Genomic DNA, 24,115 nt, shown 5'->3' on the forward strand with positions numbered 1-24,115 from the left:
ATGCGACCGATGAAGTGGCGCAAACTCGGGGAAATTCTCATCAACGATCAGGGGATTCCCGAAGAGATTATTCGTGAGGCTCTGCAGGAACAGGAGGGCAATCGCACCCGCCTTGGTGAAATTCTGAAGGCCAGGGGTGAGGTGACTGAGGCCATGCTCGCCGAGGCTTTGGCCAGCCAGAGTGGGGTTGATTTTGTTGCCGAGCCGAATATCACCGCCACCGCCCTCGAACTTCTGACCACGATTCCCATTGGTTACGCCAAAGAACATCTGGCCATTCCCCTCGATATTCAAGGTCAGACGATTCGCCTGGCGGTGGCAGACCCCAGCAATAACCGTGTACTTAATGACCTGTCGGTGATGACCGGCTGTCGGATTGTTCCGGTGATCGCTTCTGCTGAACGGATCACGCGCGCTATCAACCAGGGATACGAAGCCCTGTCCGGTGGCGGGGGCATGATGGAGGACATCAGTCACGGGGATATCGCGGTAGAGGACAGACTGCAGGTTGACGATTTGCTGGATACCAGCGATGAGGCACCGGTGATCCGTTTTGTCAACGGGCTCCTGACCCAGGCCTACCGCCAGCGAGCCAGTGATATTCATATTGAACCCTTTGAGTCAGAGGCCGTGATCCGCACCCGTATCGATGGCATCCTCTACGAATCACAGCGCCCCCCCCATCGTGCTTTGGCGAATATTGTGTCACGGGTCAAGATCATGGCAAACCTGGATATCGCCGAAAAGCGTCTGCCCCAGGATGGTCGTTTGTCTGTGCGTATTGCCGGCAAGGATGTTGATATTCGCGTATCAACGCTGCCGACCGCTTTTGGCGAGCGGGTGGTGCTACGCCTGCTTGATAAGAGCTCCGGGGTGCTGGGTCTTGAGCAGATTGGTATTGATGCGCGGATGTTGCCTCAGATTCAAAAGATGATTCACAAAAATCACGGTATTTTTCTGGTCACCGGCCCGACCGGTGCAGGTAAAACAACGACTCTCTACTCGGCCCTGTCGTCGATTAATTCGCGTGAACAGAATATTATTACGGTCGAAGATCCAATTGAATACCAGCTGGCCGGGGTTGGCCAGATCCAGGTTAATCCCAAGATCAACCTGACCTTTGCTCAAGGGTTGCGGTCGATTCTGCGCCAGGATCCGGACGTCATCATGGTTGGCGAGATCCGCGACAGTGAAACCGCAAAAATTGCCGTTCAGGCGGCACTGACCGGGCACCTGGTGTTTTCGACCCTGCATACCAACGATTCGGCTGGAGCATTGGCGCGCCTGGTTGAAATGGGGGTCGAGCCGTTTCTTGCGGCTTCAGCCCTGCTGGGCGTTATGGCGCAGCGGTTGGTGCGAACCATTTGTCCTCACTGCCGTGTCAGTTATCACCCCGATGAAAAGGTTCTGGCTCAGCTCTTCGAAGGTCAAGCTGTTCCGAAGGAAGCTGTTTTTTTTCGTGGCCGTGGCTGCAGTCACTGTATGGAGGTCGGCTATCTGGGGCGTACCGGGCTCTATGAAATGCTTGAAGTAACAGATGCTATCCGCGCACTGGTGACTACCAATTCCGATGCCGCCACCATCCGCAAACAGGCTCAGAAAGACGGAATGCGTCCGTTACGCCTGGCGGGGCTGGATAAGGTGCTGGCGGGTCAGACAACCGTCGAAGAAGTGTTGCGCGTTACCCAGGAGGAGATCTAGGTCGTGGCGCTGTTTGAGTACAATGCTCTGGATGCCAATGGCAAAACCAGGCGGGGCGTTGTTGAGGCTTTAAGCGCCAGTGCCGCCAGCCGCAAGCTGCGCGATCAGGGGTTGTTTCCCACTAAGCTCAAGGGTGCCCGGGAGGTTGCTGCCGGTGCTGTCCATAGAGGTTTGTTCCGGCGAGTGACGGTGCTCGATCTTGGTGTCGCTACCCGTCAGCTGTCGGTCATGCTCAGTGCCGGCATGCCTTTGGCCGATGCCCTGGCGGCGGTGGCCGAGCAGCAGGCCCGGGGGGAACTGGGTTCGGTGCTTTCGCGGGTACGCGATGAGGTGCTGCAGGGGAGTTCGTTGCATGGCGCTCTCGGGGCACATTCCCGGGTCTTTCTGCCGCTGTATGTCAGCATGGTACAGGTTGGCGAGGCCAGCGGTACCCTTGATAAGGTGCTGATGCAACTGGCAGATTTCATGGATGAGCAGTCACGTTTTAATTCTCAGCTCAAAGCGGCCATGACCTATCCGATCCTGATGTTTCTGGTAGGGACCGGGGTGCTGGTTTTTTTGATGACTTTCGTAGTGCCGAAAATTACCCGCATGCTTGAAGATCTGGAACAGGTACTCCCATTGCCGACCAGGTTGCTGATGGGGTTTACAGAGTTTTTAACCGGCTATTGGTGGCTGTTGATTCTTGGCATTGCGCTGATTGTCTGGGTCGGGCATCGCTATTCTCTGACCAGCCGCGGGCGGCTGTGGTTTGACCGTAAAAAATTCGACCTGCCGCTGATCGGTTCTTTGGCTCTGAATAAAGCTACCGCCCGTTTTGCGCGGACAACCGCCACCCTGCTGCGCAGCGGTGTTCCTTTGTTGCCGACGCTGCAGATTGTCGAGCGACTGCTGGGAAACAATTTCCTTCAGCAGGCCGTGGCTGAGGTGCGCGAAAAGGTGACGCAAGGTGCCGGCCTGGCCGTGCCGTTGCGGGAAACCGGAGCTTTTCCGCCGATGCTGGCGCAAATGGCGGCAGTCGGAGAGCGTAGCGGTGAGCTGGAGGGGCTGCTGTTTCGTGTCGCCGATATCTACGAACACCAGGTGCAGACCAAACTAAATGGTCTGATGGCATTGCTTGAACCCCTGATGATCATCTTCATGGGGGGTGTTGTTGGTTTTATTGTCCTGGCGGTATTGTTGCCGATTTTTCAGGCCAGCCAGGGGATGGGTTAGCAAGGAGAAAAAAATGAAAGATTTCAGGTACAGCCAGCGGGGATTTACCCTGATTGAAATTATGGTGGTCGTGGTGATCCTGGGCATTCTGGCGGCGATTGTCGTACCGCGTCTGCTGGATGAGCCTGAGCGGGCACGACGCACCTCGGCGGCAACCCAGATTCGCAGCCTTGAGGAGGCCCTGGGGATGTTTCGCCTCGATAATGGCTATTACCCGGCGACCGAGCAGGGATTGCAGGCTCTGGTAAATCCGCCAACCATCGGCCGTATTCCTGCCCGTTACAAGGATGGCGGCTATATCCGGCGGATACCCGATGACCCCTGGGGCAACCCCTACGTGTTCCTGTCTCCCGGTGTTCACGGCGATTATGACCTGCTCTCTTATGGAGCCGATGGGCAGCCGGGCGGAGAGGGTGACAATGCCGACATTGCCAACTGGAATCTCGAGTAAAAGTCAGGGTTTTACCCTGGTTGAGCTGATTGTTGTCATGGTCATCCTGGCGCTGATCGGGACCATCAGTGTGCCGCTGTTGTTTAATCGCCTCGGCACTGATGAACGCACCACCCTGCGCCGTATCGTTGGTACGGTGAAGGAGCTTTATAACGAAGCGACTTTGACCAGTGACGAGCATCAGCTGGAGTTCGACCTTGATCGCCATACCATTCAAGCTTATCGTCTGCGTCGTGTCGCTGCGGATCGGGTGGAAAAAGAACCTTTCCGGCGCGAGATCGAACTGGCACCCTTGACCCTGCGGCAGCTTGAGGTTGAGGGCCAGGGAAGCTTCCGTTCCGGTCAGGTTACTGTGCGGATTTTTCCGTTAGGTTGGATGGAGCAGACGCGCCTGTATGTACGTCACGCCGATGGCAGAGATATAGAGTTGATTTTTTCGCCTTTAACGGGAACGACACGGATTGAAGAAGCAGAGAACACAATGCGCTGACGGCTTTACCCTGCTTGAGGTGATGATTGCTCTGGCCATTGTTGCAATCGCCCTAGTTACCCTGCTGGGCCTGTCAAATCGAACGGTACTGGTGCATGAGCGCATTCAGAAATTGACCCGTGCAACCCTGCTGGCACAGCAGTTGATGAGTGAGCAGGAAGTTCAGGTCGTTGGTGTCGGCGCCGTTGATGAGGAGCAGGAAGGGGTTTTCGAAGAGCCTTTTGCCGATTTCAGCTGGCGGATTTACTATGAAGATACCATGATCCCCCAGGTGCGGCAGATCCATGTGCAGGTCAGCTGGGGGCAGGCCCAGCCCAATCAACAGGTGGAGCTGATTTCCTTTGTTGCTGCCGGAGGTTCTTGACGATGCAGCGAACTTCCGGTTTTACCCTGATTGAAGTGGTCATCGCGGTGATGATCGGGGGGCTCCTGCTCAGCAGCATTTACGGGGTGTTTGGTGCCGTCAGTGCGGCACGTGATCGCTTGGAAGGCGAGGGGATTCTTTATCACCAGGCCCGGATTTTTTTTGATCGGGTGGGTGGTGAACTCAGTAGTATGCGCATGACCGCGTTGGGCAGCCGCTCTGTGCTTGAGGGGGGAACCACGGTTCAGGGAACGGCCTATCTGGAGTTTAATACCGAACTGGTGTCGCCCCTGCAGCGCCAACGCGGTGGTTTGTCGCGGGTGCGTTACGAATTGCGGGAAGAGGAGGAAGGCTATTCTCTCTATCGCAGCGAGGAAATGCTGCTCGCCAATCTGGCAGCATCCGAGCCGCTGGTGTTTATCTCAGGTCTGAAGACGTTTGATATCCGCTATTATGGAGCAGGTCAGTGGCACGACAGCTGGGCCCGCAGTCAACCTCCGCAGATGATCGAATTTCAGTTTGAAGTTGACTCCACACCCGGCGGCACGGTTCCTTTCCGCAGTAGTTTCGTATTATCCGGAGGGCGCGGATGAACCCGGTGGCAAATGACAAGGGGATGGCGCTGCTGATTGTTCTGGCCATCGTGGCGCTGCTCAGTGCGCTGTTGATCGAGTTTTCCTTTTCAACGCTGGTTGATTTACGTTCGGTGGAGACCTTTCGTGATCGTTCAAAGGCCTATTATATTGCCCGTGGCGGGGTTGAAGCCGCACGTATCATTTTGCAGGAAGACCGCAATAACTTTGATCATTCTTCTGAGTTCTGGGGGGAACCCCTGGCCGGCATTCCGGTGGGGGATGGTGATGTCAGTCTGAAGATTGAGGACTTGAGCGGCCGAATGAATATCAATTTTGTCGCCGATGAACGAGGTAATCCGTTACCCGGCTTTCACCGTTTTGTCGCATTGTGTGAAGAGGTTCTGCAGATTGATTCAACTGCGGCACGATCCCTGGCCGATGCTCTGGTCAACTGGTTTTATGCGGATATGGCGGTGGTGACAGCCGATGATGCCTATTATAATCGTCAGACGCCGCCCTACAGCCGCCGTGGAGCTAAGCTGACAGCGCTGGACGAATTGCACCTGGTGCGCGGTTTTGATCAAGAAACCGTAACCGCCTTGCGTCCTTTTATCCGGGTTGTCGGGGACGAACCGATCAATATCAATACCGCCCCGCGCGAAGTTTTGCTGGCCTGGCAACACTCGGCAGCAGCGGGGAATGTGGCAATAATTTTTGACCGGCTGGACATCGATGTGCTGACCCAGTACCGAGAGGGTTCCGCTTTTCGCGAACTGGCTGAGCTGGGCCAGGTTGAAGGAATCGGCCCGCGCTGGTCAACAGCATGGACACAAGGGTCGGTAACGGTTCAGGGTGAAGTGTATCAGGTTGACAGTCTGGGGCGGGTCAATCAAGGCAGTCGGCGTGCTCACGCCATCGTTGCCAAACAGGGAAACCTCCTGCTGAGTTTAAAGATGGAATAAATTATGTCAAAACGTTTTATCGGTATAGATCTGGAGGGTGCTGAGGTACGGGTTGCTGTGCTGCAGATAGTTGCGGGCAAGATCAAGGTCGATCTTGAGCGGCGCGGGTACGGTTCCCCTGAGGAATCCCGTGCTGCACTCACGGAGATTCTTGCCGGCAAGACCACCATGACTGATCGGGTGGTCACCGCCCTGCCGGCGCGCGTCGGTCTGTTTCGGCGGTTGCGCTTTCCATTTCGTGAAAAACGCAAGATCGAGGCTGCGCTGCCTCTGGCTCTGTCCGCGCAGTTGCCGGTTTCGCTGGAGGAAAAGCTGGTTTCCTACCTGCCGCCGCGCCCCTGTGATAACGACTATGAAGTAGATGCGGTGGTTGTCAATCAACTGGAAATTTCCGATCTGCTCGAGCATTTTCCTGACCCTGAACAAAATCCCGGGCGGATCGATATGTTTCCCTTTGCCCTGTTACCGGCTCTGGCGGAACAGGATGGAGTGCTGATTTATTGTCGCCGGGTTGAGGTGGTTGTTGCCCTGATCGTCGCCGGCAAAGTGGAAGATTATCGCTTGTTGCCCGGCACTACTGAGCTGCGTGACGATGAGCTGTACGATTTTATCAGTCAGCAAGTTAGTCAGCTTGAATACGTCCTGGAGCAAGATGAACTGCCTTTGTGGGTCATGGGTGCCGGCGTAACGGACCAGCTGAATCAATTTCTCGAAGATTCCGGACGTACGATTCTACCGCTTGTGCCGGAGGTGTTTGGCTCCGATCTTTCGCGTGAGATGGCACCAGCAGCGTTGCTGGCGCTGGCAGAGCTGCGCAGCAAGAAAAGCGGCCAACTCAACTTCCGGCAAGGCGAATTTACCGCCCGCGGTCAGCTCCAGATGATGCGGCCCAAGTTGATCGTAGCTGCAGTGCTGCTGAGTCTGGTGCTCCTTGGTGGAGCATTGACTATGCATCTGAGTTATCTTCAGAAATCAGCAGAGGAAGCCGAATTGGCGGCGCAACTCAACCGTATTTTCAGGCAGGTTGTCCCCGCAGGTGCCATTGTTGATATCCCTCTACAGATGGAGAGCCTCCGTCAGCAGTTGCAGGCCGATGTGCAGATGCTCGGTCTTGATGGGCGTGGAGCAGTCGCGGTGCTGCGTGAATTGTCCGACGCCATCAGCACGGAGTTGCGGGTTGAACTGCAGGATTTCAACTATAGTGCCGAAGAAACTAGGATTTCGGGTTCTGCGGAATCTTTTGATGCGGTCAATCAGATTGCGGAGGTGTTAGGTGCCCGGCCACTGTTCCGGGAGGTGACCATCACTAATGCACGGCTGGCGGCGGATAATGTGCGGGTCGATTTTGAGATGCGTCTTGCCAGCGCCAGTGGGAGGCCGAGATGATCAACCGACTTGACGAACGCGAGCGCATCATACTGCTGGCGGGGACCCTGATTCTGGCAGGAATCCTGGTCTGGCTGGTTCTGCTGAATCCCTATATGAACAGGATGCAGGGTCTTGAGCGGAGCATCGAGGGGCAACGGCGCAATCTAGAGCAGGTGGCAACCCTTGGGCAGGAGATCGAGCAGTTGCGCCGCCAGCTGGCAGAAATCGAGTCGCAGCAGCGCTCCGGCCGCCCCCTTTTTTCCCAGGTCGAAAATCTGACCAAGCAGATGGGGGTGCGCGATCAGCTGCTCTCCATGCGCCCACAGCCTGATTCTGTCCAGGATGGTTTCCGTCAACAGACGGTTGAAATTCGTCTTGAACGGGTCACCTTGAGTCAGCTGGTTGGTTTTCTGCATGCGGCTGAACACCGCAGCCATGGGATTCAGGTGCGCTCACTGCGAGTTCGTCCACGCTTTGATGATCGTTCACGTTTGGATGTCAATCTGGTCCTGATGTCGTTGGAGCGGGCATGAAAAATTTCCTTGGTCGAGTATTGTCAGGTCGGGTTCTGGGGACTAACTTACGGCTGTTTGCCCTCTGCCTGGTGCTGTTCTGCGTCAGCAGCTTTTTCTCTTTCTGGGTGTTTTTCCCGGCCGATGTATTGCAGCAGCGGCTGGTGCGGGAGATTTCCAATGAAACCGGAATCCGCATGCACGGTGACCGGGCGTCGATGCTCATGTCGCTGGGGCTTGAATTTGACTTGACCGTTTACCCCGATCAGCCGGGGATGACCCCGCTGAAGATTGATCGTCTGCGTTTGACTCCCCTGTGGACATCTTTATTGACCCTCAACCAGGCGGTTCATCTGAAAGGGTCTTTGGCCCAGGGAGATATTAACGCCCGTTTCTGGCGTAATGGTAATGTCAATGTCAACCTGGAAAACGTGACCCTGCTCGAACTGCAGGAACAGAACTCGCCCTATCGCCTGGACGGCGCTCTTAATCTGCTCTTCCAGGGAGAAAACCTGTTGGCGCAGCCGGGACAAGGTGAGGGTCGTTTCAGTGCTGATATAAGCGACATCGTACTGTTTGGTCTCGAACGTATTGGTTTGCCGTCGGAGGTGCCAATGGGACTGTTACAGTTGAATGGGAATTTCAGCGAGTCGCGGGTGACGGTTGAACAACTGGTTGCAACCGGTGGTGTTCTCGAACTCAGTGGGGGCGGTACCCTGTCTGTTGGCGCAACGCCGGAACAGACCCGACTCAATCTTAATGTGCGCTTGCATCCAACGCGGCAGACACCGGAAAATATCCGTGATCTGTTGATGCTGACCGGTGTGCGTCCCGGCCCTGATGGGAGCTATACCATGCAAATTGGCGGCACTGCAGCACGCCCGATAGTGCGCTGACATTTTTTCTCAACGCGGGTTTTTAACAAAACGATAGCCGCGTCCGCGTACGGTTTTAAAGTAGCGGGGCTTGGTCGGATCGTCTTCAAAATATTTGCGCAAGCGCACCACAAAGTTATCCAGCGTCCGGGTTTCGGTCGTTGGAGAAACTCCCCATACCTGTTTGAGCAGCTCTCCCCTTGCCAGGATCTTCCCCTCGTTCTCGATAAACAGCATCAGCATCTTCAGCTCCAGTTCGGTCAGCTGGATGATCCCTTGCGTGGTTGTTGCCTTCCGGCTATCCGGATCGATGAAATTACTGCCAAATTGATAGGTTGGCAGTTTTTTTTCAGGCGGTGGCCAGTGCCCGCGGCGTAGCAGGCTGGCAACCCGCAGCAGGAATTCTTTCAGATGAAACGGCTTGGTCAGATAATCATCTGCCCCGGTACTCAGACCGGCAATGCGATCCTGCTGTGAGTTGCGGGCAGTCAGCATTAATATCGGCACGGGGTCGCCGCTTTCGCGTAGCTGATCACACACCTTAAGCCCGTCCATTCCCGGCAGGGTCAGGTCAAGAATCACCAGGGCATAAGGTGTGTGTTGCAGGAGTTGAAGGGCTTCTTCGCCGGTGGTGACATGGGTCACCAGATATCCTTCAGCTTTGAGATTGTAAGTCAGTCCGTGGGCGAGATGGGGCTCATCTTCGACCAGGAGCAGGGGGACTTGGTCGCTCATGCTGGCTGCCTTGCGCTGTTGAGAGGGATAAGGAGATGAAATGTGCTTCCCTTTTCTTGGGTCGCGGTGTCCAGCCAGATCCGCCCATTATGCAGTTTGATGATATTGTGAACGATGAACAGTCCCAGTCCGCTGCCGCGAATACTTTTGCCGGGATGTCTGATCCGGTAAAACATCTTGAAAATCTTCTTGCGCATGGCCGGAGGAATACCGCATCCGGAATCTCGAACGATGAGATGAGCCATGCCGGCATTACGTTTCATTTCAACCCGGATGCGCGCCGGGCCTTCGCTGTAAAGGGTGGCATTTTCAATCAGATTACGCAGTACTGTTTCCATGGCGTCGAGATCGAAGCTGGCCATCAGTCCAGGCTCAATAGTCCAGTCCAGATCGGTGGCGGGGGGCAGCGCCGGACGTTTGTTGCGCAGGTAGGATTCGATCATTTGTGACAGGTTGCCGCGCTGCAGGTTAAGCAGCGAATCCTTGTGCTGCATGCGGCTGGCATTGAGCAGGTTGTTGATCATGGCATCGAGGCGACCGCAGTCTTTTTGCATCAAGTTGACAAACTGATTGAGCTGTTCCTGGTTAGGGGGGCGCATCTGGATGGTGTCAAGGTGCAATTGTAATGAAGCCAGGGGTGATTTGAGTTCGTGGGTAACCTGACTGACAAAGCGTTGTTGAGCCTTATAGAGAGTGGTTTGCTTACGCCAATAAATAAAAATGACATAGACCCCAACCAGGATAGCAACCAGCAGGACAATCCCTTCAGCCAGAATCAGCCAGTCGGTTGTTTGTGGTAACCATTCGGCCTGGTACTCAATGGCCAGATCTTTAAGCTGACGATGGCGCCCAAGAAACCAGTAGATCCAGAAAACCAGCACCATGATCCAGAGGATCTGAATGCTGATAAAGGTGATCAGTGGATGAAACAAGCGGCGGAACAGTTTCATGGCATTATCCAAACCTTTACCCGACCAGACAACAAAGATCTATCCATCAGTTTTTACACAAGTATTACATTTGTTGCGAGATGATTACGATATTATTCGTAAAGAGGTCAGGGATAACAATTCGTATCATGTAAAGGAAATATCAACTATATGCCTAATGGACTTACTATCGGCAAGCACAGTGTACCATACCCTCTGATCCAGGGCGGTATGGGGGTGCGGGTTTCCGGTTATCGTTTGGCCGGCCACGTGGCATTAAATGGCGGCATTGGTGTGATTGCAACCCCCGGGCTGGCGTTAGGTAGCGATGCGGCGACCGGTGACAACTATTTTGCCGATGATCGTCAGGCGCTGCTCGACGAATTGCGCAAAGCCTACGAAATTGCCCCTGATGGCGTTATCGGGGTAAATTGCATGGTCGCTGTGAGCAATTATGACGATGCGGTCAAGGCCTCCTGTGAAGGCGGCGCGAAGCTGATCATCAGCGGTGCCGGCTTGCCCTTGAGCTTGCCCGGTTTGACGGCAGAATACCCTGATGTGGCATTGGTTCCTATTGTCTCTTCCTTAAAGGCTGCACAATTGATCGCCCGCAAATGGCACAAGAGTTACGGGCGATTGCCGGATGCTATTGTGGTGGAAGATCCCGATACCGCCGGCGGTCATCTGGGTGAAAAGCCGGAAAAGATCGGTTCCGGCGAGTACGATCAGTATGCTACGGTGCGTGCCGTGAAGGAATACTTCAGCAGCGAGTGGAATCTGCATATCCCGATCATTGCCGCCGGCGGCATCTGGGATCGTGACGATCTGGAACATGCTCTTGCTGAAGGGGCGGATGCCGTGCAGATGGCTTCGCGTTTTGTCGTCACTGAAGAGTGCGACGCCGACGATGCCTTTAAACAGGCCTATCTCGACTGCACCCCCTCGGATATCGGCCTGATGATGAGCCCAGCCGGCCTGCCGGGCCGCGCTCTGATCGGCAATGTCGCGACGGTCCGTCAGCGCGATCTCGATGAAGACCTTTACTGTCCGGTGGGCTGTCTGAAAAAATGCGCCTACCGGGATAATCGTGAGCGTTTCTGTATTGTCCAGGCTCTGGATCGGGCACAAAAAGGGGATCGTGAAACGGGGTTGATCTTTTGTGGCACCAATGCCTGGAAGGCTGAACGTATTTCAACGGTGAAAGAAGTTTTCGCAGAGCTTTTTGGGGAAAAATAAAAGCCGCCCCCGGAGAGGGCGGCTTGGGCATTATCGTATGAATGGGGATACTGATCAGAGCAGTCGCTTTACCTCCTGTACAAAGGTCGCTTTTTCTTCATCGTCATCGATCTCGGGCAAGAGCAATTCAGCAAGATCCGGCAAGCGTTCCGCGGTTGGTTCGCCCTTCGCCAGCCAGGTTTTCAGGGCACCATCCAGGGCCATTCCGGCAACCGGACCAATACATTTGGCCAACGCACGCTTTATTCCGGTCAATTTATCAGCAAGGGGGCCGTTAAGAACCTCTGCCGGTGTCAGCTTGGCTGGCGCCGGAGTCGTAGGCTCAGGTGCTGCCGCGGTTGATGATGGGGTAGTGCCACCCGGATGTGCGGCTATCTCCTCCAGCAGTTCAGCACTCTGCATGCCACAGGCCATTGATACCAGGGAAACATTGACATCCGGGGCACACACAACCACCAGGGTTGTTTCCGTGTTCAGACGGCGGGCCATCAGCAAGGCTTCATCGTATTGGATTTCATAGGCGTTCACATCGAGCCTGGCGGCATCATTCAAGCGAAATACGCGGTGGAGAATACTGGTAATCCGCTGCTGCTGTTCTGAATTAAAGGTAGCGGGCAGGTTTGACCCGACAATCCCTTTTTTGCTCGAGTAGACACAGGCCCCCAGGACACCCGGTGATGTTTTGATTTCTTCAAGCAGGTTATTCATTGCCGCCTCATTTCTAAAGCTTCAGTTCATTGATTACAGAAGCAAAGTTGTCGATTATATCCAGATACTCCGTCTCCTCATCCAGCAGTACCCCGGCGCTGAGTTCTTCACCGAACAGAATCAGCAGTGTTTGTCCTGAGGATAACACGACCCTGGCATAATTCGGAACGTTGATATTCATGTAGTTGCGCACCTGAGCCGCAGTCACTGACATGAACGAGATATAGTCAGCCAGTTTTTTCTCGTCTTTTTCGCCAGACTGGGCACGGACGGCCCCGCGTTGGTCCAGGACGGTAACCCTCAATACTCCGGGCGTGTCCTGGATTGTCTGAACAATTTCCGGCAGATCTGACATCGTTTTTGCCTTTCTGTTGATCGGCTGGGCAATCAATTTATCCGCGAATCATATGGACTGTATCAGCTTTTATCAGCCGTTTAAAAAACTTACCTGATTTTTCGGAACTCGACCCGGCGGTTAATGGCCCGATTCTGCGCCGAATCATTTGCCACAGCCGGGCGCGTATCACCATAATAAACGACAGTGAGGCGATCCGGTGCAATGCTGTAGCGATCGATCAGGTGCTGTTTGACCTGTTCAGCCCGTAACCGCGACAAGGGAAGATTTACCTCGGGGGCGCCGGTGCTGTCAGTGTGTCCGGCAATTTCGAAACGCTGTTCAGCCAGTGACGGGTGAGTCAGCGCCGATCCCACCGTTTCAAGCTGTTGTACGGCGCTAGGCGTCAGTCCGGCTGAGCTCATCTCAAAGAGAATCTGCATGCGCACGACCGGACCGTCCAGTGCTCCTTCAGTGGTGCTTTGATCGCGACTTTCCTGCATAACCCGGACAAACTCATCCGTGGTAATGCGTTCTCCCTTTTCGGATCGATATTTTATTCGTGCCAGTTCCAGAGAGGCGAGAGCGCGCTGATTGTCAGGCTCCAGCGCCAATCCGGATTGATATGCCCAGATGGCGGGCTCTAGGTTGCCCAGCACAACAAAGATGTCGGCCAATCCGAAGTAGGCTTTGGTAAAATTCTCATCAAGTTCGGTTGCCCTCAAATAGTAGGTCAGGGCCTCATCATAGCGGCGCAGACGTTCCTGCGCATAAGCTTTATCATAATGCAACTGGGCGTGGTTCGGGCAGGCCTGCACGGCTTCATCCAGGAGCTTCTGTTTCTTGATCAGGCTGCGCTCCTTCTGGACGTTTTGGCGTAGTGCGTCGCAGTCATTCGAATATGCCGGGCCTGGATGTAACAGCATAATCATGATCCAGAGCCCGGCCACCCATAATGAGGGTATGCGCATGGATGTCTCCTAGCGGTTACGTTGCATCAATTTATTGAGACTGATCCGTAAACGTTCAACTGACTGGGCCAGCACACCAACTTCGCCGGTGGCATTTTTGTCGATCGGTTCGTCCAGGTTTTCACCGAGACTGAAATCTTCGGCACGCTCGGCCAGGCGGACAATGGGAGTAACAACATCGCGATTGAGGAACCAGCCAATGATGACAAGCATGACGACGATCCCGCCGGCACCATAAAGCACCAGGGTCAGCGACATGGTTTTGGCCGAGGCAATGGCATCGGCAACCGGAACATAAACAATAAAGGCAGCAACGACTTCATCCATTTTCCACCCGTAGCCATTGGTGTCGCCATAGATTTCAATCTGGTCTTTCGGTGCATCGGCAGGGTCACCGTGGCAGGTAAGACAGTTTTTACTCATTACGGTGAAGGGGGTGGCGGTATAGAAGACTTCTTTCCCACCCCTGACAATGCGACCTTCGTCATTCTTAAGATCCGGATTGTCGATAAACTTCTGGATGATCTGTACTTCCTGGGTATCTGCTTTGTTGGAGGGGTGCAGGGGATCAAGGGTTGCCTGTCTGAAAACATAACCGGGATAGGTTTTTTCGAACTCCTCGTAAACCCCGCGTGCGGTCGCAAAGCCGGACATGATTTCAGGGTAAAAGCGATCCGGTTCAACCAGCTGCCGCACCAGCGGGGACTGGGAAACGCGGGTGAATTCACGCGAGGCCATGGCGTAGTTCATGACCAGGTCGCTCTTGATTTTTGCTTCCTCAAGGGCATTTTTCATGCTCAGGCGATAACTGGTAAAACCGAGAACTCCGATCGCCAGAAAACCGAGAATGCCCATGACCAGGATAGATCTCATGCGAATGCCCATTTGTTTTACTTCCTTTCTTTGTATAGCGCTTATACGCCTTTAGTCCCGCTTTGGCTGAAATCAGTGCCGGCGGCTTGTTAATTGTCCAGGGGTGTATACGGTGATGCTCGGTAGAATTAGATTTTACACATCAATCAGGGCAGGTCAAGACAAAACGTAAGAGAATGCTCATTTTTTGTCTTCCATGTTGATTTTTTCATGATGACTTTTTTAGTTGTGTTTCCGGCGTGTTGCTGGCTGCGCTGGTCTGTTCGTAGAATATAAATGTTGTCCCTTTTGCATAAAGAAGGCTTGAGCTGTATAACGTACCGTAGTAAAGTCGAGTGTTCAAATCAACTTCAAGGAGACGACATGGCAAAACAGAAAGAATATATTCCCAAATGGATTGCCTGGGAGAGTACCCAACGCTGTAATTTAAGTTGCGTTCATTGTCGCTGTTCCTCCGAATTAACATCCTCAGCGGGTGATTTTAATACGCAAGAGGCGTTCAAGCTGATTGATGATATTTGTGAGGTGAGTACCCCGGTGATGGTCTTGTCCGGTGGCGAACCGTTGATGCGTGAAGACATCTTTGAAATAGCGCGTTACGGCACATCCAAAGGTCTACGCATGTGCATGGCCACCAATGGGACCCTGATTACCGATGAGGTGTGCGCAGAGATGAAGAGTGCTGATATCAGGATGGTCTCCCTTTCTCTGGACGGTTCAACAGCGGCAATCCACGATAATTTTCGGAGTTCACCCGGAGCCTTTGAGGGTGTTGTGCGCGGGGCAGAAACCTTAAAGCGCAACGGTATCCCTTTTCTGATCAATTCTTCTTTTACCAAACGCAACCAGCAGGATATTGCTGCAACCTTCCGGACGGCCAAAGAGCTGGGAGCAACCGCCTGGTACATGTTCATGATTGTACCGACCGGACGCGGGGAAGAGATCATGAGCGAACTGATCTCTCCGGAAGACTACGAAGAAATCCTCACCTGGCACTATGAGCAGGAGAAGAACGAGGAAGATATTCTGATGCGGCCGACCTGTGCGCCTCATTATTATCGGATCGTTCCCCAAAAAGCCAAAGAAGAAGGGATCGACTTCAAGCGCCGCAGCCTGACCTTTTCAACCGGTGGCGGCAAGGGTTGCATCGCTGCCCAGTCCATCTGCCTGATCGACTGCTTTGGCAATCTTAAGCCGTGCTCCTACTTCCACTCATCAGTCGGTAACGTCAAACAGATTCCGTTCAAGGAGCTCTGGTTTAACTCCAAAGTGTTCAATGATCTGCGTGATAACAGTAAATACACCGGCAAGTGCGGAGAATGCGAATATGTCAATGTCTGCGGCGGTTGCCGCGCCCGCGCTGATGCGGTTCACGGCGATTATATGGCTGAAGAACCCTTCTGCAACTATATCCCTCCTAAAACCCGCAAGAGGCTGGCGGAGGAAGCAGCGGGGGCAGCGAAATAATGCCGCAGGGGCAGGCCCCGTGCCTGTCCGTGTTAATTCCAGTGAAGAAACGCGGACGCTCATAGCGAGTGTTCCCATCGATTTGAAAATATTTCAATAGGAGAAAGCATATGTCCGATTACAATTTTATCAAAGCCTGCTGGCGTCAGCCCGTCGATCGGGTGCCGGTCTGGTTGATGCGCCAGGCCGGGCGTTATTTATCCCAGTACAAGGAGGTGCGGGCTAAAGGTGGCGGTACGTTTCTTGATCTATGCAAGGACCCGGCACGAGCTGCGGAAGTGACCATCCAGCCCATCGATATCCTTGACGCCGATGCAGCCATTCTCTTTTCCGACATTCTGACGCCGCTGGAGCCGATGGGTCTGGAACTCGATTTTGTGCCGGGGCCGGTATTTGCCAACCCGGTGCGTACCCGTGCCGATGTGGAGGCCCTGGTGGTCCCGGAGGACATGGCCAAGGCGGTTTCCTACGTCCCTGAGATCATCAAACGTTTACGTGTTGCCTTTGAAGGACGCGTGCCCCTGATCGGTTTTGGTGGTGCTCCTTTTACCCTGGCCTGTTACATGGTTGAAGGGCAGGGAAGTAAGGATTTTGCCCGTCTCAAGCAGATGATGTACAGCGACTTTCCTCTCTATGACGAGCTGATGAAAAAGGTCACGGAGATGGATCGGCGCTATCTGAATATGCAGATTGCTGCCGGGGCCCAGGCGATCCAGATTTTTGATACCTGGGGAGGACTGCTGGCCCCCAACGATTTTGAGCGTTATAACCTGCCCTATGTTAAAAATCTGATTGATGGCCTTGACCGCAAGGACATTCCGATTATCTACTTCGTCAAGAATGGCGGCACCATGCTTGACCTGGTCAAGGATGCCGGTAGTGATGTCATCGGTCTTGACTGGCACGTCAATATTGATAAGGCCCGTGCGATCCTTGGTGACGACGTGGCGGTTCAGGGCAATCTTGATCCGACGGTGCTCTATGCACCAAAGGCCTACATCGAAAAAGAAGTGCAACGGATCCTGAATGAAAATGCCGATCGGCCCGGCTTTATCTTCAACCTGGGTCACGGTATTCTGCCGACGGTGCCGCCGGAGAATGCGATTCATCTGGTGGAGTGTGTGCATCGGTTGAGTCAGAAGTAGGGAAGATATGTTCTTTTCGCCCTTCTCCCGGGGGAAAGGTTAGCTGGAAACCGGAAAAGGGGGCACGAATTGCCTTGACGAAAAAGTTCCTGCGTGGAGAGTCCGATGTCTGTAAAATCGAAACACGCCCTGATTCTGCTCAACATGGGTGGACCTGATTCCCTCGCAGCGGTGCGCCCGTTTCTTTACAACCTGTTCTCTGATCGTGAGCTGATTCAGCTGCCTGCCGGAGCTGTTTTGCAGAAGCCCTTTGCGCGCCTGATCTCCTATTTCCGGTCCAAAAAAGTGGTGGAAAACTACCGCGCCATCGGCGGCAGATCACCGCTGCTTGAGTGGACGCAGAAGCAGGCCAGGGGGATTGCCGAAAGGCTGGAGGGTGGGGTTGTCCCCTGCGTAGCAATGCGTTACTGGCACCCTTTCGCAAGTGAAGTGCTGATCCAGCTCAAAGCTGACGGCATCACCAGCGCCACGGTGCTTTCCATGTATCCTCATTATACCGGGGCAACAACCGGCAGTAGCGTCAACGATTTCAAGCGTGCAGCGGCACAGATATATCCGGATCTGGAATATCGTGTCATTGAACAGTGGCATGACTGGCCTTTATATCTTGATTCTCTGGCCAATCGTGTACGTGAGGGGCTTGAGTCTTTTCACGAACTGATGCGTGACGATGTGCAGATTCTTTTTTCCGCTCACGCTCTGCCGCAAAAGTTTATTGATCGCGGCGATCCCTACCAGCAGCAGGTGGAGGAAACAGCAAAAGGGGTGATGGATCGGGTAGGCGATTTTTCATGGTCCATCGCCTATCAGAGTCGTAGCGGTCCGGTCAAATGGATGGAGCCCGGCACCGAAGAGGAAATTACCCGCATTGCCGCAGCGGGACATCAATCCCTGCTGATGGTGCCCATTTCCTTTGTCTCCGATCATATCGAAACCCTCGAAGAGATCGACATGGAGTACCGTGAACTGGCGGTCAGCGCCGGTGTCGTCAACTTTTGTCGGGCCCCTTCCCTGAATGACAACGATGATTTCCTCGACGCCATGGCCGCGTTGGTTCAGTCTGCCGGCGCATGAAACAGCGACAATGTCTCTTGTGTCATCATCTGTTCGATCCCGAACAGCCCCTGACTGAGCCCGCTGAAATTGCCGGAATGCACCTGGCCGAGCAGGAATATGATGATGCCGGCCAGGTATGTCCCGCCTGCCTTGCAAGTCGAGGCCGCCTGGCAATGATGTACCGCAGCGACTGCTTTGACTGAAATCGGCAGAAACCGCTGCAACAATCTGCTGACAGACGATGTTGACCTGAGTTTTTTCATTTAAGTCACCCCTTCAATTGCCGGATCGACGTAGCCAAATAATTAAAAACAGACAGCTATTTGATTTTTAAGCAACATTCCATTATAGTTATGATTTTACAGGCAGCATCTGGCCAGGGTGCTTCGCCTGATCCCGCATGAGAATCGTTGAGGATGCCGCCCCGCGCGGTACTTCCGAAGATTCTCATCCCAAATAAGAGTAGCGCCTGGTTTGTGTCGTTCGATCAAACCGGGTCGCGGGTTGCTCTGTCTCTTTAAAAAAACAAATAAGTCAGTTCCTGCCGCTGCAGGTGATTTCTTTTCGGGGTTTGTTGAACCCGCAAAAAAATTCCGTCAGAAATTTCTGTTCCGTCAGGAATGCTCGTGGACGTCTGCTCTTTTTCAAAGAGAACGTCCTGTAAATATTGCACTATCACGTCAGGAGTACAGATGGATCAGGACATCAAAATCAGTGTTAAAAATCTCTACAAGGTCTTTGGCGCCAACATCAAACAGGCGATGAAGCTGCTTGAAGAAGGCCATGAGAAGGAACATATTCACGAAAAAACAGGGGCCACCGTCGGTGTCCAATCCGCCAGTTTTGATATTCGTACCGGAGAGATATTTGTCATCATGGGGTTATCCGGTTCCGGCAAATCGACCATGGTGCGTATGCTGAACCGCCTGATTGAACCGACTTCCGGACAGGTGCTTATTGATGGCGAGGATATCACCGCCATGAGTGATGATCAGCTGGTCAAGATGCGTCGCAAGAAAATGAGCATGGTCTTCCAGTCATTTGCCCTGATGCCTCACCTGACAGTATTGCAGAATGCCGCATTTGGTCTGGAACTGGACGGCGCCGACAAAAAAGCACGTGAAGATCGCGCCCTCGAAGCCCTAGACCAGGTTGGCCTGGCTCCCTACGCCCAATCATTTCCCAAGGAACTCTCCGGTGGCATGCAACAGCGCGTCGGTCTAGCGCGGGGACTGGCGGTCGATCCGGATATCTTGTTGATGGACGAAGCCTTTTCGGCCCTTGATCCGCTGATCCGTACCGAAATGCAGGACGAACTGCTCAAGCTGCAGGCCAAGGTCAAAAGAACGGTGGTGTTTATCTCCCACGATCTTGACGAGGCGATGCGGATCGGTGATCGGATTGCCATTATGGAGGGCGGTCGTGTGGTGCAGGTCGGCACCCCTGAAGAGATTTTACAGAACCCGGCTGATGACTATGTCCGTGCATTCTTCCGCGGTGTTGATCCAACCAACATTCTCACTGCCGGTGATATTGCCAGTGATACTCAGGTCACCATCATTGCAACTGACGGGAAAAACCCCCGTGCAGCTTTGCAGCGCCTGATCAAAAACGACCGGGAATACGGTTATGTTATTGATGCCGATCACAAGTATCTCGGACTGGTATCGGCTGATGGCTTGCGCGAGATGATAGACCAATCCGATAGCGAAAAGCGCTTGTCCGATGCCTATATCAAGGAGGTTTCTCCGGCACCCGCGAGTTCTTCAATGCAGGACATCCTCCCTGAAGTTGCTGCCCATCCATCGCCTTTACCGATTGTCGATGAGAACGGCAAATACCTTGGTGCTATTTCCAAAAATCTGTTTTTGAAAACCCTGCATCGTAACCAACCGGAAGAAATGGTTGATGAGGATCAGGCCGAGAAGGAAGAGGTCTAACCAATGAATCTGTTTACCTTTGAAGAACAATTGATCCCCCTTGATAGCTGGGTACAAACCTTTGTTAACTGGCTGGTCATAAACTATCGCGACTTTTTTCAGGGCATTAAGGTGCCGATTGAACTGAGCCTGCAGGCGCTTGAATGGCTTTTCACAACCCTGCCACCGGTTGTGGTCATCCTTCTATTTACTATCGCTGCCTGGCGATTTGCCGGCAAGGGAGTGGCTATTTTTACGCTGTTGTCTTTTTTCCTGGTGGGTTATCTGGGTTTATGGCGCGACACCATGATTACTATCGCGATGGTCGTCAGTTCAGTGTTCTTCTGTGCCCTGATCGGTATTCCACTGGGAATCATGTCGGGCCGCAGTGATCGTTTCCAGTCATTTTTACGCCCCTGTCTGGATGCCATGCAGACTATTCCACCATTCGTTTATCTGGTGCCGGTGGTCATGCTCTTCAGTATCGGCACCGTTTCCGGGATTCTGGCGACGATAGTTTTTGCTTTGCCGCCGATTGTGCGACTGACCAGTCTCGGGATTCGTCAGGTACATCCCGAGTTGATCGAGGCCGCTCTGGCTTTTGGTGCTACGTCCGGTCAGGTGCTGCGCAAGGTCCAGGTTCCCCTGGCAATGCCATCCATTATGGCCGGCTTGAATCAGACCCTGATGATGGCTTTGTCGATGGTTGTTATCGCCGCCCTGATCGGTGCCGGGGGTCTTGGTAATCCGGTTGTTCAAGGGTTGAATTCATTACAAATCGGTCTGGCATCCATTGGCGGTCTCGCTATCGTGCTACTGGCCATGGTGCTTGATCGAATTACTCAGGGGATGGCCGACAAATAATACCCCGTTCCATCAAACAACAAAGGAGAAAAAGAATGAAGAAACTGATGATGGTTATCATGATAATCCTGCTTGCAGCGCCGGTTTTTGCCGCAGCAGATAAGCCGGGCCAGGGAATAACGGTAAAACCGTCCCGGGCAACCTGGGATACCGGTTATTTTCAGGAAGCCCTGGTTCGGGCTGGTCTGACGGAGCTTGGATACGATGTTAAACAGCCGACAGAGTTAACCAATCCGCTGTTTTATCAGTCTGTATTTTTAGGTGATATCGACTATTGGACCAACGGCTGGTTCCCCAATCATGTCGGCCAGATGCCGGCCGGCTGGGAGCAGAATGTCGAGATTGTCGGTTACGTTGCCAAGGCCGGTGGACTGCAGGGCTATCTGGTCTCGAAAAAGCACGTGGAGCAATTCAACATAAAATCACTGGATGATTTCAAACGCCCTGAAGTTAAAAAAGCCTTTGATGACAATGGTGATGGCAAGGCTGACCTGACGGCCTGCCCTCCGGGCTGGGGATGTGAACAAGTGATCACCCACCACTTTGATGTCTACGATCTGGACGATCATATCAATCCGATCAAAGCCGGTTACTCCGCCAGCATGGCGGACACCCTGGCCCGTTATCAGGCCGGAAAACCGGTTTTCTTCTATACCTGGGCGCCCAACTGGACGATTTTCAAATTGAAGCCGGGTGAGGATGTCATGTGGATCAACGTTCCGGAAATCATTCCCCGTGAGGCCCAGAAAGCGGGGGTCGATCGGATGACCGTCAGCGGCATCGAAGGCGCCGTGACCGATCCGTTAAAGGCTGGCTTTGTGGTCAGTGATATCCAGGTTGTTGCCAATAAAAAATTTCTTGAGAAAAACCCGGCGGCTAAAAGATTTTTCGAGGTATTCAACTTGCCGTTGATCGATATCAACGAGCAGAACACCAGAATGAATGAAGGTGAGAAAAGTCAGCGTGATGTCGAACGTCATGCCCAGGAGTGGATCGATAAGAACCGTTCTACCTGGGATGGTTGGCTGGCCGAAGCACGTAAGGCAGCCAAGTAGCGACAGCTTGACCACCACCAGGCCGCAATAAATATTTCGGTCTGGTGGTGGTAGGCTTTCTCAGGTCATACCTTAAACCACCGTATCAGCAATCTTTTTCATTGCTCCAAAAGCATTCGTCATATTCTGGGCAAAATCCTGGTTGGACGGTTCTGCTCCCTCCTCGTCGTCACCAAGCAGGCGGATAATCAGTTCCGGCGAGTAGATCAAAAAGCGAATTTCAGTTTTGTCCCCGTTATTGTAAACCGAAAAAAACTTCTGTACAAAAACGCTGCGCTCGGGGTTGGCCGGCAGGGATCTTCCTGAATTTACCGGCTTACACATCTGAATCATGGCGTGGCGGTAATTTTCCGGCATGCTTACTCCCTGATCACGGTAAAAGGCCACCAAATCCGATTTGTCGAGATGATGGACGCTGAAACCTGATGCGACGATCGCTTTTTTCAGATCGTCGATCAGAACATCAAAAGATTTATCCGAACTGTTGCGATAAATGGAAACATCGGCCATGATTTACTCCTTGGGTAAGGTTACAGGTATATACTGTTGAGCTCAGAACCTCCGATCCGGCGGCGAAATTGACAATCGAATAGTTGCCTGTATAGAGGTTGAGTTTTGTACTTGTTATGCACATATCGTAATATTCAAGAAATTGAATGTCAACTGCTTTATTGTTGTGCTGGAGTGATGAATGAGCGATGTCCCGGTGATATTCTGGTTCCGTCAGGATTTACGCCTGGCGGATAATCCGGGGCTGACAGCTGCCGCTCAGCAGGGCGCTGTCATCCCGGTCTATATTCTCGACGATGAACAGGCCGATAGATGGCGTACCGGCAGTACCGGTCGCTGGTGGCTGTATCGTTCGTTGCAGAAGCTTGAGCACCAGTTGCAGGGAAACCTGCGGTTGTTTTGCGGGAACGCCGGCGATATCCTGCCGAGACTGGCACACGAGGTCGGTGCTGAAGGGGTTTTCTGGAATCGCTGCTATGAGCCCTGGCGCATCAATCGAGATCGCCGGATCAAAGAGACCCTGAATCAATCCGGTATTGCTGTACAGAGTTTTAACGCGTCCTTGTTGTGGGAACCATGGGAGGTGCTCAAGGGTGACGGTACTCCCTACAAGGTCTTCACTCCCTATTACCGCAAAGGCTGCCTTGGTCGCAATACTCCCAGGTCTCCTGCTGATAAAATCCCGCCGCTGCCTTTTTGTGATGCCGTGAACTTATCCGGTTCTTGTCGCCTCGATGAGCTGAATCTGTTGCCACGTCACGGTTGGTACAAAAAACTGGAACAGCACTGGCAACCGGGAGAGCAAGGAGCGCACCAGCGACTCAACGAATTTGTCGCCGGAGCCCTTGTCGGTTATCGCCAGGGACGCGATTTTCCAGCGTTGGAGCAGACTTCAAAGTTATCACCCCATCTGCATTTCGGTGAAATTTCCCCCCATCAGATACGACAGGCTCTATTGACGGCGGCTGTAACCGGAAAGATCCCGGCAGATGACCTTGACCATTTTTTCAGCGAATTGGCCTGGCGTGAATTTTCCTACTATCAACTTTACCATAATCCTCACCTGCCGGAATCGCCTTTGCGTGCCGAGTTTCAGCGCTTTCCCTGGCTTAAGGATGAAGAGGGACTACGCCGTTGGCAGAGTGGGTTGACTGGCTACCCGCTGGTAGACGCGGGGATGCGCGAACTATGGCAGACCGGCTTCATGCATAATCGCGTACGGATGGTGGTGGGTTCTTTCCTAGTGAAAAACCTGATGCTTCCCTGGCAACAGGGGGAGAGCTGGTTCTGGGACTGTCTGGTGGATGCCGACCTGGCCAGTAATGCCGCCAGCTGGCAATGGGTTGCCGGTTGTGGCGCCGATGCCGCGCCTTATTTCCGTATCTTCAACCCGATGACGCAAGGGCAGAAGTTTGATCCCCGCGGTGACTATACCCGTCGCTATGTGCCGGAGATTGCCGCTCTTCCCGATAGCTATCTGCACGCGCCCTGGACAGCGCCTGCCACACTGCTGGAACAGGCGAATGTTGTGCTGGGACGGGATTACCCGCTACCGATAGTCGATCTGAAAGCGTCACGGCAGCGGGCGCTGGACGCCTATCAGCAAATGCGGCACAGTGGTTGATATTTGTCAGGTAAAGGCAGCCTCACACGAAGCCACGAAGAACACAGAGACAATCTGAAAAAAGTTTTTGATTTTAAAACCATAAAAAGCTTTTTTCGAGTTTTAACCCCTGTGTATTTCTTGCAATCTGAGTATTCAAAAGACTTTAACGGACTAATCTTCTTTGTGGCTTCGTG

26 protein-coding genes are annotated in these 24,115 nt (G+C 53.3%); 18 read left to right on the forward strand and 8 right to left on the reverse strand.

All coding sequences use genetic code 11. From position 1 onward, the window contains the following. From gspE to gspN, 10 genes are read left to right on the forward strand one after another with little or no spacing between them, the layout of a single operon-like run. Complete coding sequence (gspE, locus tag AC1931_RS07680) at positions 1–1,701, forward strand: type II secretion system ATPase GspE (RefSeq protein ID WP_483876661.1); 1,701 nt, start codon at positions 1–3, stop codon at positions 1,699–1,701. 3 nt (positions 1,702–1,704) lie between these two features. Beyond that, positions 1,705–2,916 carry a type II secretion system F family protein gene (locus AC1931_RS07685; RefSeq protein WP_483876662.1) on the forward strand — a complete coding sequence of 404 codons (1,212 nt, stop codon included), beginning with the start codon at positions 1,705–1,707 and terminating at the stop codon, positions 2,914–2,916. A 13-nt stretch (positions 2,917–2,929) separates the two neighbouring features. Next, complete coding sequence (gene gspG / locus AC1931_RS07690; RefSeq protein WP_483876663.1) at positions 2,930–3,367, forward strand: type II secretion system major pseudopilin GspG; 438 nt, start codon at positions 2,930–2,932, stop codon at positions 3,365–3,367. Then, positions 3,336–3,857 carry a prepilin-type N-terminal cleavage/methylation domain-containing protein gene (locus AC1931_RS07695; protein ID WP_483876664.1) on the forward strand — a complete coding sequence of 174 codons (522 nt, stop codon included), beginning with the start codon at positions 3,336–3,338 and terminating at the stop codon, positions 3,855–3,857. Before gspG ends, AC1931_RS07695 begins: the two co-directional genes overlap by 32 nt. Beyond that, entirely contained in the window at positions 3,829–4,221 is a 393-nt protein-coding gene (locus tag AC1931_RS07700) for a type IV pilus modification PilV family protein (RefSeq protein ID WP_483876665.1), read from the forward strand. Before AC1931_RS07695 ends, AC1931_RS07700 begins: the two co-directional genes overlap by 29 nt. A gap of 2 nt (positions 4,222–4,223) precedes the next feature. After that, on the forward strand, positions 4,224–4,814 hold the full coding sequence (locus AC1931_RS07705; RefSeq protein WP_483876666.1) for a type II secretion system protein GspJ: 591 nt from the start codon (positions 4,224–4,226) through the stop codon (positions 4,812–4,814). Beyond that, entirely contained in the window at positions 4,811–5,758 is a 948-nt protein-coding gene (gspK, locus tag AC1931_RS07710) for a type II secretion system minor pseudopilin GspK (protein WP_483876667.1), read from the forward strand. The genes AC1931_RS07705 and gspK overlap by 4 nt, the downstream gene beginning before the upstream one ends. A gap of 3 nt (positions 5,759–5,761) precedes the next feature. Beyond that, positions 5,762–7,144 (forward strand): type II secretion system protein GspL, encoded by a 1,383-nt coding sequence (gene gspL / locus AC1931_RS07715; RefSeq protein WP_483876668.1) that lies wholly within the window; start codon positions 5,762–5,764, stop codon positions 7,142–7,144. Beyond that, a complete protein-coding gene (gene gspM, locus AC1931_RS07720; protein ID WP_483876669.1) occupies positions 7,141–7,659 on the forward strand; it encodes a type II secretion system protein GspM in 519 nt (172 codons plus the stop codon). Before gspL ends, gspM begins: the two co-directional genes overlap by 4 nt. Beyond that, on the forward strand, positions 7,656–8,534 hold the full coding sequence (gene gspN / locus AC1931_RS07725; protein ID WP_483876670.1) for a type II secretion system protein GspN: 879 nt from the start codon (positions 7,656–7,658) through the stop codon (positions 8,532–8,534). Before gspM ends, gspN begins: the two co-directional genes overlap by 4 nt. A gap of 9 nt (positions 8,535–8,543) precedes the next feature. On the opposite strand, the gene AC1931_RS07730 is transcribed toward gspN, so the two are convergent. Next, the gene (locus AC1931_RS07730) at positions 8,544–9,248 is read right to left on the reverse strand and encodes a response regulator transcription factor (RefSeq protein ID WP_483876671.1); all 705 of its coding nucleotides are present in this window, start codon (positions 9,246–9,248) and stop codon (positions 8,544–8,546) included. Beyond that, positions 9,245–10,198, reverse strand: coding sequence for a sensor histidine kinase (locus AC1931_RS07735; RefSeq protein WP_483876672.1), 954 nt, complete (start codon positions 10,196–10,198; stop codon positions 9,245–9,247). Before AC1931_RS07735 ends, AC1931_RS07730 begins: the two co-directional genes overlap by 4 nt. Positions 10,199–10,348: 150 nt before the next feature. Between AC1931_RS07735 and AC1931_RS07740 the strand changes: the two genes are divergently transcribed. Continuing rightward, positions 10,349–11,413: an NAD(P)H-dependent flavin oxidoreductase gene (locus AC1931_RS07740; protein WP_483876673.1), complete on the forward strand. Its 1,065-nt coding sequence runs from the start codon at positions 10,349–10,351 to the stop codon at positions 11,411–11,413. Between the two features lie 54 nt (positions 11,414–11,467). Here the strand turns inward: AC1931_RS07740 and AC1931_RS07745 are convergent, their stop codons facing one another. From AC1931_RS07745 to AC1931_RS07760, 4 genes are all read right to left on the reverse strand, one after another. Further along, on the reverse strand, positions 11,468–12,121 hold the full coding sequence (locus tag AC1931_RS07745) for a DUF8082 domain-containing protein (RefSeq protein WP_483876674.1): 654 nt from the start codon (positions 12,119–12,121) through the stop codon (positions 11,468–11,470). Positions 12,122–12,134: 13 nt separating this feature from the next. Next, positions 12,135–12,476 (reverse strand): hypothetical protein, encoded by a 342-nt coding sequence (locus AC1931_RS07750; RefSeq protein ID WP_483876675.1) that lies wholly within the window; start codon positions 12,474–12,476, stop codon positions 12,135–12,137. 89 nt (positions 12,477–12,565) lie between these two features. Beyond that, the gene (locus tag AC1931_RS07755) at positions 12,566–13,426 is read right to left on the reverse strand and encodes an OmpA family protein (protein WP_483876676.1); all 861 of its coding nucleotides are present in this window, start codon (positions 13,424–13,426) and stop codon (positions 12,566–12,568) included. A 9-nt stretch (positions 13,427–13,435) separates the two neighbouring features. After that, positions 13,436–14,299: a Tll0287-like domain-containing protein gene (locus AC1931_RS07760; protein WP_483876677.1), complete on the reverse strand. Its 864-nt coding sequence runs from the start codon at positions 14,297–14,299 to the stop codon at positions 13,436–13,438. A gap of 363 nt (positions 14,300–14,662) precedes the next feature. Between AC1931_RS07760 and AC1931_RS07765 the strand changes: the two genes are divergently transcribed. The 3 genes from AC1931_RS07765 to hemH all read left to right on the forward strand — a co-directional run bounded on the left by AC1931_RS07765 (position 14,663) and on the right by hemH (position 17,985). After that, positions 14,663–15,766, forward strand: a complete 1,104-nt coding sequence (locus tag AC1931_RS07765) for a radical SAM protein (protein ID WP_483876678.1) — start codon at positions 14,663–14,665, stop codon at positions 15,764–15,766. A 110-nt stretch (positions 15,767–15,876) separates the two neighbouring features. Next, a complete protein-coding gene (gene hemE / locus AC1931_RS07770; RefSeq protein WP_483876679.1) occupies positions 15,877–16,911 on the forward strand; it encodes a uroporphyrinogen decarboxylase in 1,035 nt (344 codons plus the stop codon). Positions 16,912–17,016: 105 nt separating this feature from the next. Continuing rightward, the gene (gene hemH / locus AC1931_RS07775) at positions 17,017–17,985 is read left to right on the forward strand and encodes a ferrochelatase (RefSeq protein ID WP_483876680.1); all 969 of its coding nucleotides are present in this window, start codon (positions 17,017–17,019) and stop codon (positions 17,983–17,985) included. On the opposite strand, the gene AC1931_RS07780 is transcribed toward hemH, so the two are convergent. Continuing rightward, positions 17,967–18,230 (reverse strand): hypothetical protein, encoded by a 264-nt coding sequence (locus AC1931_RS07780; RefSeq protein ID WP_483876681.1) that lies wholly within the window; start codon positions 18,228–18,230, stop codon positions 17,967–17,969. The genes hemH and AC1931_RS07780 overlap by 19 nt on opposite strands. A gap of 429 nt (positions 18,231–18,659) precedes the next feature. Here AC1931_RS07780 and proV point away from each other — a divergent pair, with 429 nt between their 5' ends. From proV to proX, 3 genes are read left to right on the forward strand one after another with little or no spacing between them, the layout of a single operon-like run. Beyond that, on the forward strand, positions 18,660–19,907 hold the full coding sequence (gene proV / locus AC1931_RS07785) for a glycine betaine/L-proline ABC transporter ATP-binding protein ProV (RefSeq protein ID WP_483876682.1): 1,248 nt from the start codon (positions 18,660–18,662) through the stop codon (positions 19,905–19,907). A gap of 3 nt (positions 19,908–19,910) precedes the next feature. Then, entirely contained in the window at positions 19,911–20,750 is an 840-nt protein-coding gene (locus AC1931_RS07790) for an ABC transporter permease (protein ID WP_483876683.1), read from the forward strand. A 35-nt stretch (positions 20,751–20,785) separates the two neighbouring features. Then, entirely contained in the window at positions 20,786–21,805 is a 1,020-nt protein-coding gene (gene proX / locus AC1931_RS07795) for a glycine betaine/L-proline ABC transporter substrate-binding protein ProX (protein ID WP_483876684.1), read from the forward strand. Between the two features lie 72 nt (positions 21,806–21,877). Here the strand turns inward: proX and AC1931_RS07800 are convergent, their stop codons facing one another. Then, complete coding sequence (locus tag AC1931_RS07800; protein ID WP_483876685.1) at positions 21,878–22,315, reverse strand: hypothetical protein; 438 nt, start codon at positions 22,313–22,315, stop codon at positions 21,878–21,880. 181 nt (positions 22,316–22,496) lie between these two features. Between AC1931_RS07800 and AC1931_RS07805 the strand changes: the two genes are divergently transcribed. Next, entirely contained in the window at positions 22,497–23,939 is a 1,443-nt protein-coding gene (locus AC1931_RS07805) for a cryptochrome/photolyase family protein (RefSeq protein ID WP_483876686.1), read from the forward strand. Positions 23,940–24,115: the final 176 nt, after the last annotated feature.

The sequence above is a fragment of the Pelovirga sp. C15f genome, from assembly GCF_057178085.1.

Coding starts and splice junctions, on each gene's coding strand:
- AC1931_RS07705 (WP_483876666.1), top strand. CDS start 4,224: ATGCAGCGAACTTCCGGTTTTACCCTGATTGAAGTGGTCATCGCGGTG.
- AC1931_RS07800 (WP_483876685.1), bottom strand. CDS start 22,315: ATGGCCGATGTTTCCATTTATCGCAACAGTTCGGATAAATCTTTTGAT.
- AC1931_RS07760 (WP_483876677.1), bottom strand. CDS start 14,299: ATGAGATCTATCCTGGTCATGGGCATTCTCGGTTTTCTGGCGATCGGA.
- hemE (WP_483876679.1), top strand. CDS start 15,877: ATGTCCGATTACAATTTTATCAAAGCCTGCTGGCGTCAGCCCGTCGAT.
- gspM (WP_483876669.1), top strand. CDS start 7,141: ATGATCAACCGACTTGACGAACGCGAGCGCATCATACTGCTGGCGGGG.
- proV (WP_483876682.1), top strand. CDS start 18,660: ATGGATCAGGACATCAAAATCAGTGTTAAAAATCTCTACAAGGTCTTT.
- AC1931_RS07805 (WP_483876686.1), top strand. CDS start 22,497: ATGAGCGATGTCCCGGTGATATTCTGGTTCCGTCAGGATTTACGCCTG.
- gspK (WP_483876667.1), top strand. CDS start 4,811: ATGAACCCGGTGGCAAATGACAAGGGGATGGCGCTGCTGATTGTTCTG.
- AC1931_RS07750 (WP_483876675.1), bottom strand. CDS start 12,476: ATGTCAGATCTGCCGGAAATTGTTCAGACAATCCAGGACACGCCCGGA.
- gspG (WP_483876663.1), top strand. CDS start 2,930: ATGAAAGATTTCAGGTACAGCCAGCGGGGATTTACCCTGATTGAAATT.
- AC1931_RS07695 (WP_483876664.1), top strand. CDS start 3,336: ATGCCGACATTGCCAACTGGAATCTCGAGTAAAAGTCAGGGTTTTACC.
- AC1931_RS07735 (WP_483876672.1), bottom strand. CDS start 10,198: ATGAAACTGTTCCGCCGCTTGTTTCATCCACTGATCACCTTTATCAGC.
- AC1931_RS07745 (WP_483876674.1), bottom strand. CDS start 12,121: ATGAATAACCTGCTTGAAGAAATCAAAACATCACCGGGTGTCCTGGGG.
- AC1931_RS07790 (WP_483876683.1), top strand. CDS start 19,911: ATGAATCTGTTTACCTTTGAAGAACAATTGATCCCCCTTGATAGCTGG.
- AC1931_RS07730 (WP_483876671.1), bottom strand. CDS start 9,248: ATGAGCGACCAAGTCCCCCTGCTCCTGGTCGAAGATGAGCCCCATCTC.
- proX (WP_483876684.1), top strand. CDS start 20,786: ATGAAGAAACTGATGATGGTTATCATGATAATCCTGCTTGCAGCGCCG.
- AC1931_RS07765 (WP_483876678.1), top strand. CDS start 14,663: ATGGCAAAACAGAAAGAATATATTCCCAAATGGATTGCCTGGGAGAGT.
- gspN (WP_483876670.1), top strand. CDS start 7,656: ATGAAAAATTTCCTTGGTCGAGTATTGTCAGGTCGGGTTCTGGGGACT.
- gspL (WP_483876668.1), top strand. CDS start 5,762: ATGTCAAAACGTTTTATCGGTATAGATCTGGAGGGTGCTGAGGTACGG.
- hemH (WP_483876680.1), top strand. CDS start 17,017: ATGTCTGTAAAATCGAAACACGCCCTGATTCTGCTCAACATGGGTGGA.
- gspE (WP_483876661.1), top strand. CDS start 1: ATGCGACCGATGAAGTGGCGCAAACTCGGGGAAATTCTCATCAACGAT.
- AC1931_RS07780 (WP_483876681.1), bottom strand. CDS start 18,230: ATGAAAAAACTCAGGTCAACATCGTCTGTCAGCAGATTGTTGCAGCGG.
- AC1931_RS07740 (WP_483876673.1), top strand. CDS start 10,349: ATGCCTAATGGACTTACTATCGGCAAGCACAGTGTACCATACCCTCTG.
- AC1931_RS07755 (WP_483876676.1), bottom strand. CDS start 13,426: ATGCGCATACCCTCATTATGGGTGGCCGGGCTCTGGATCATGATTATG.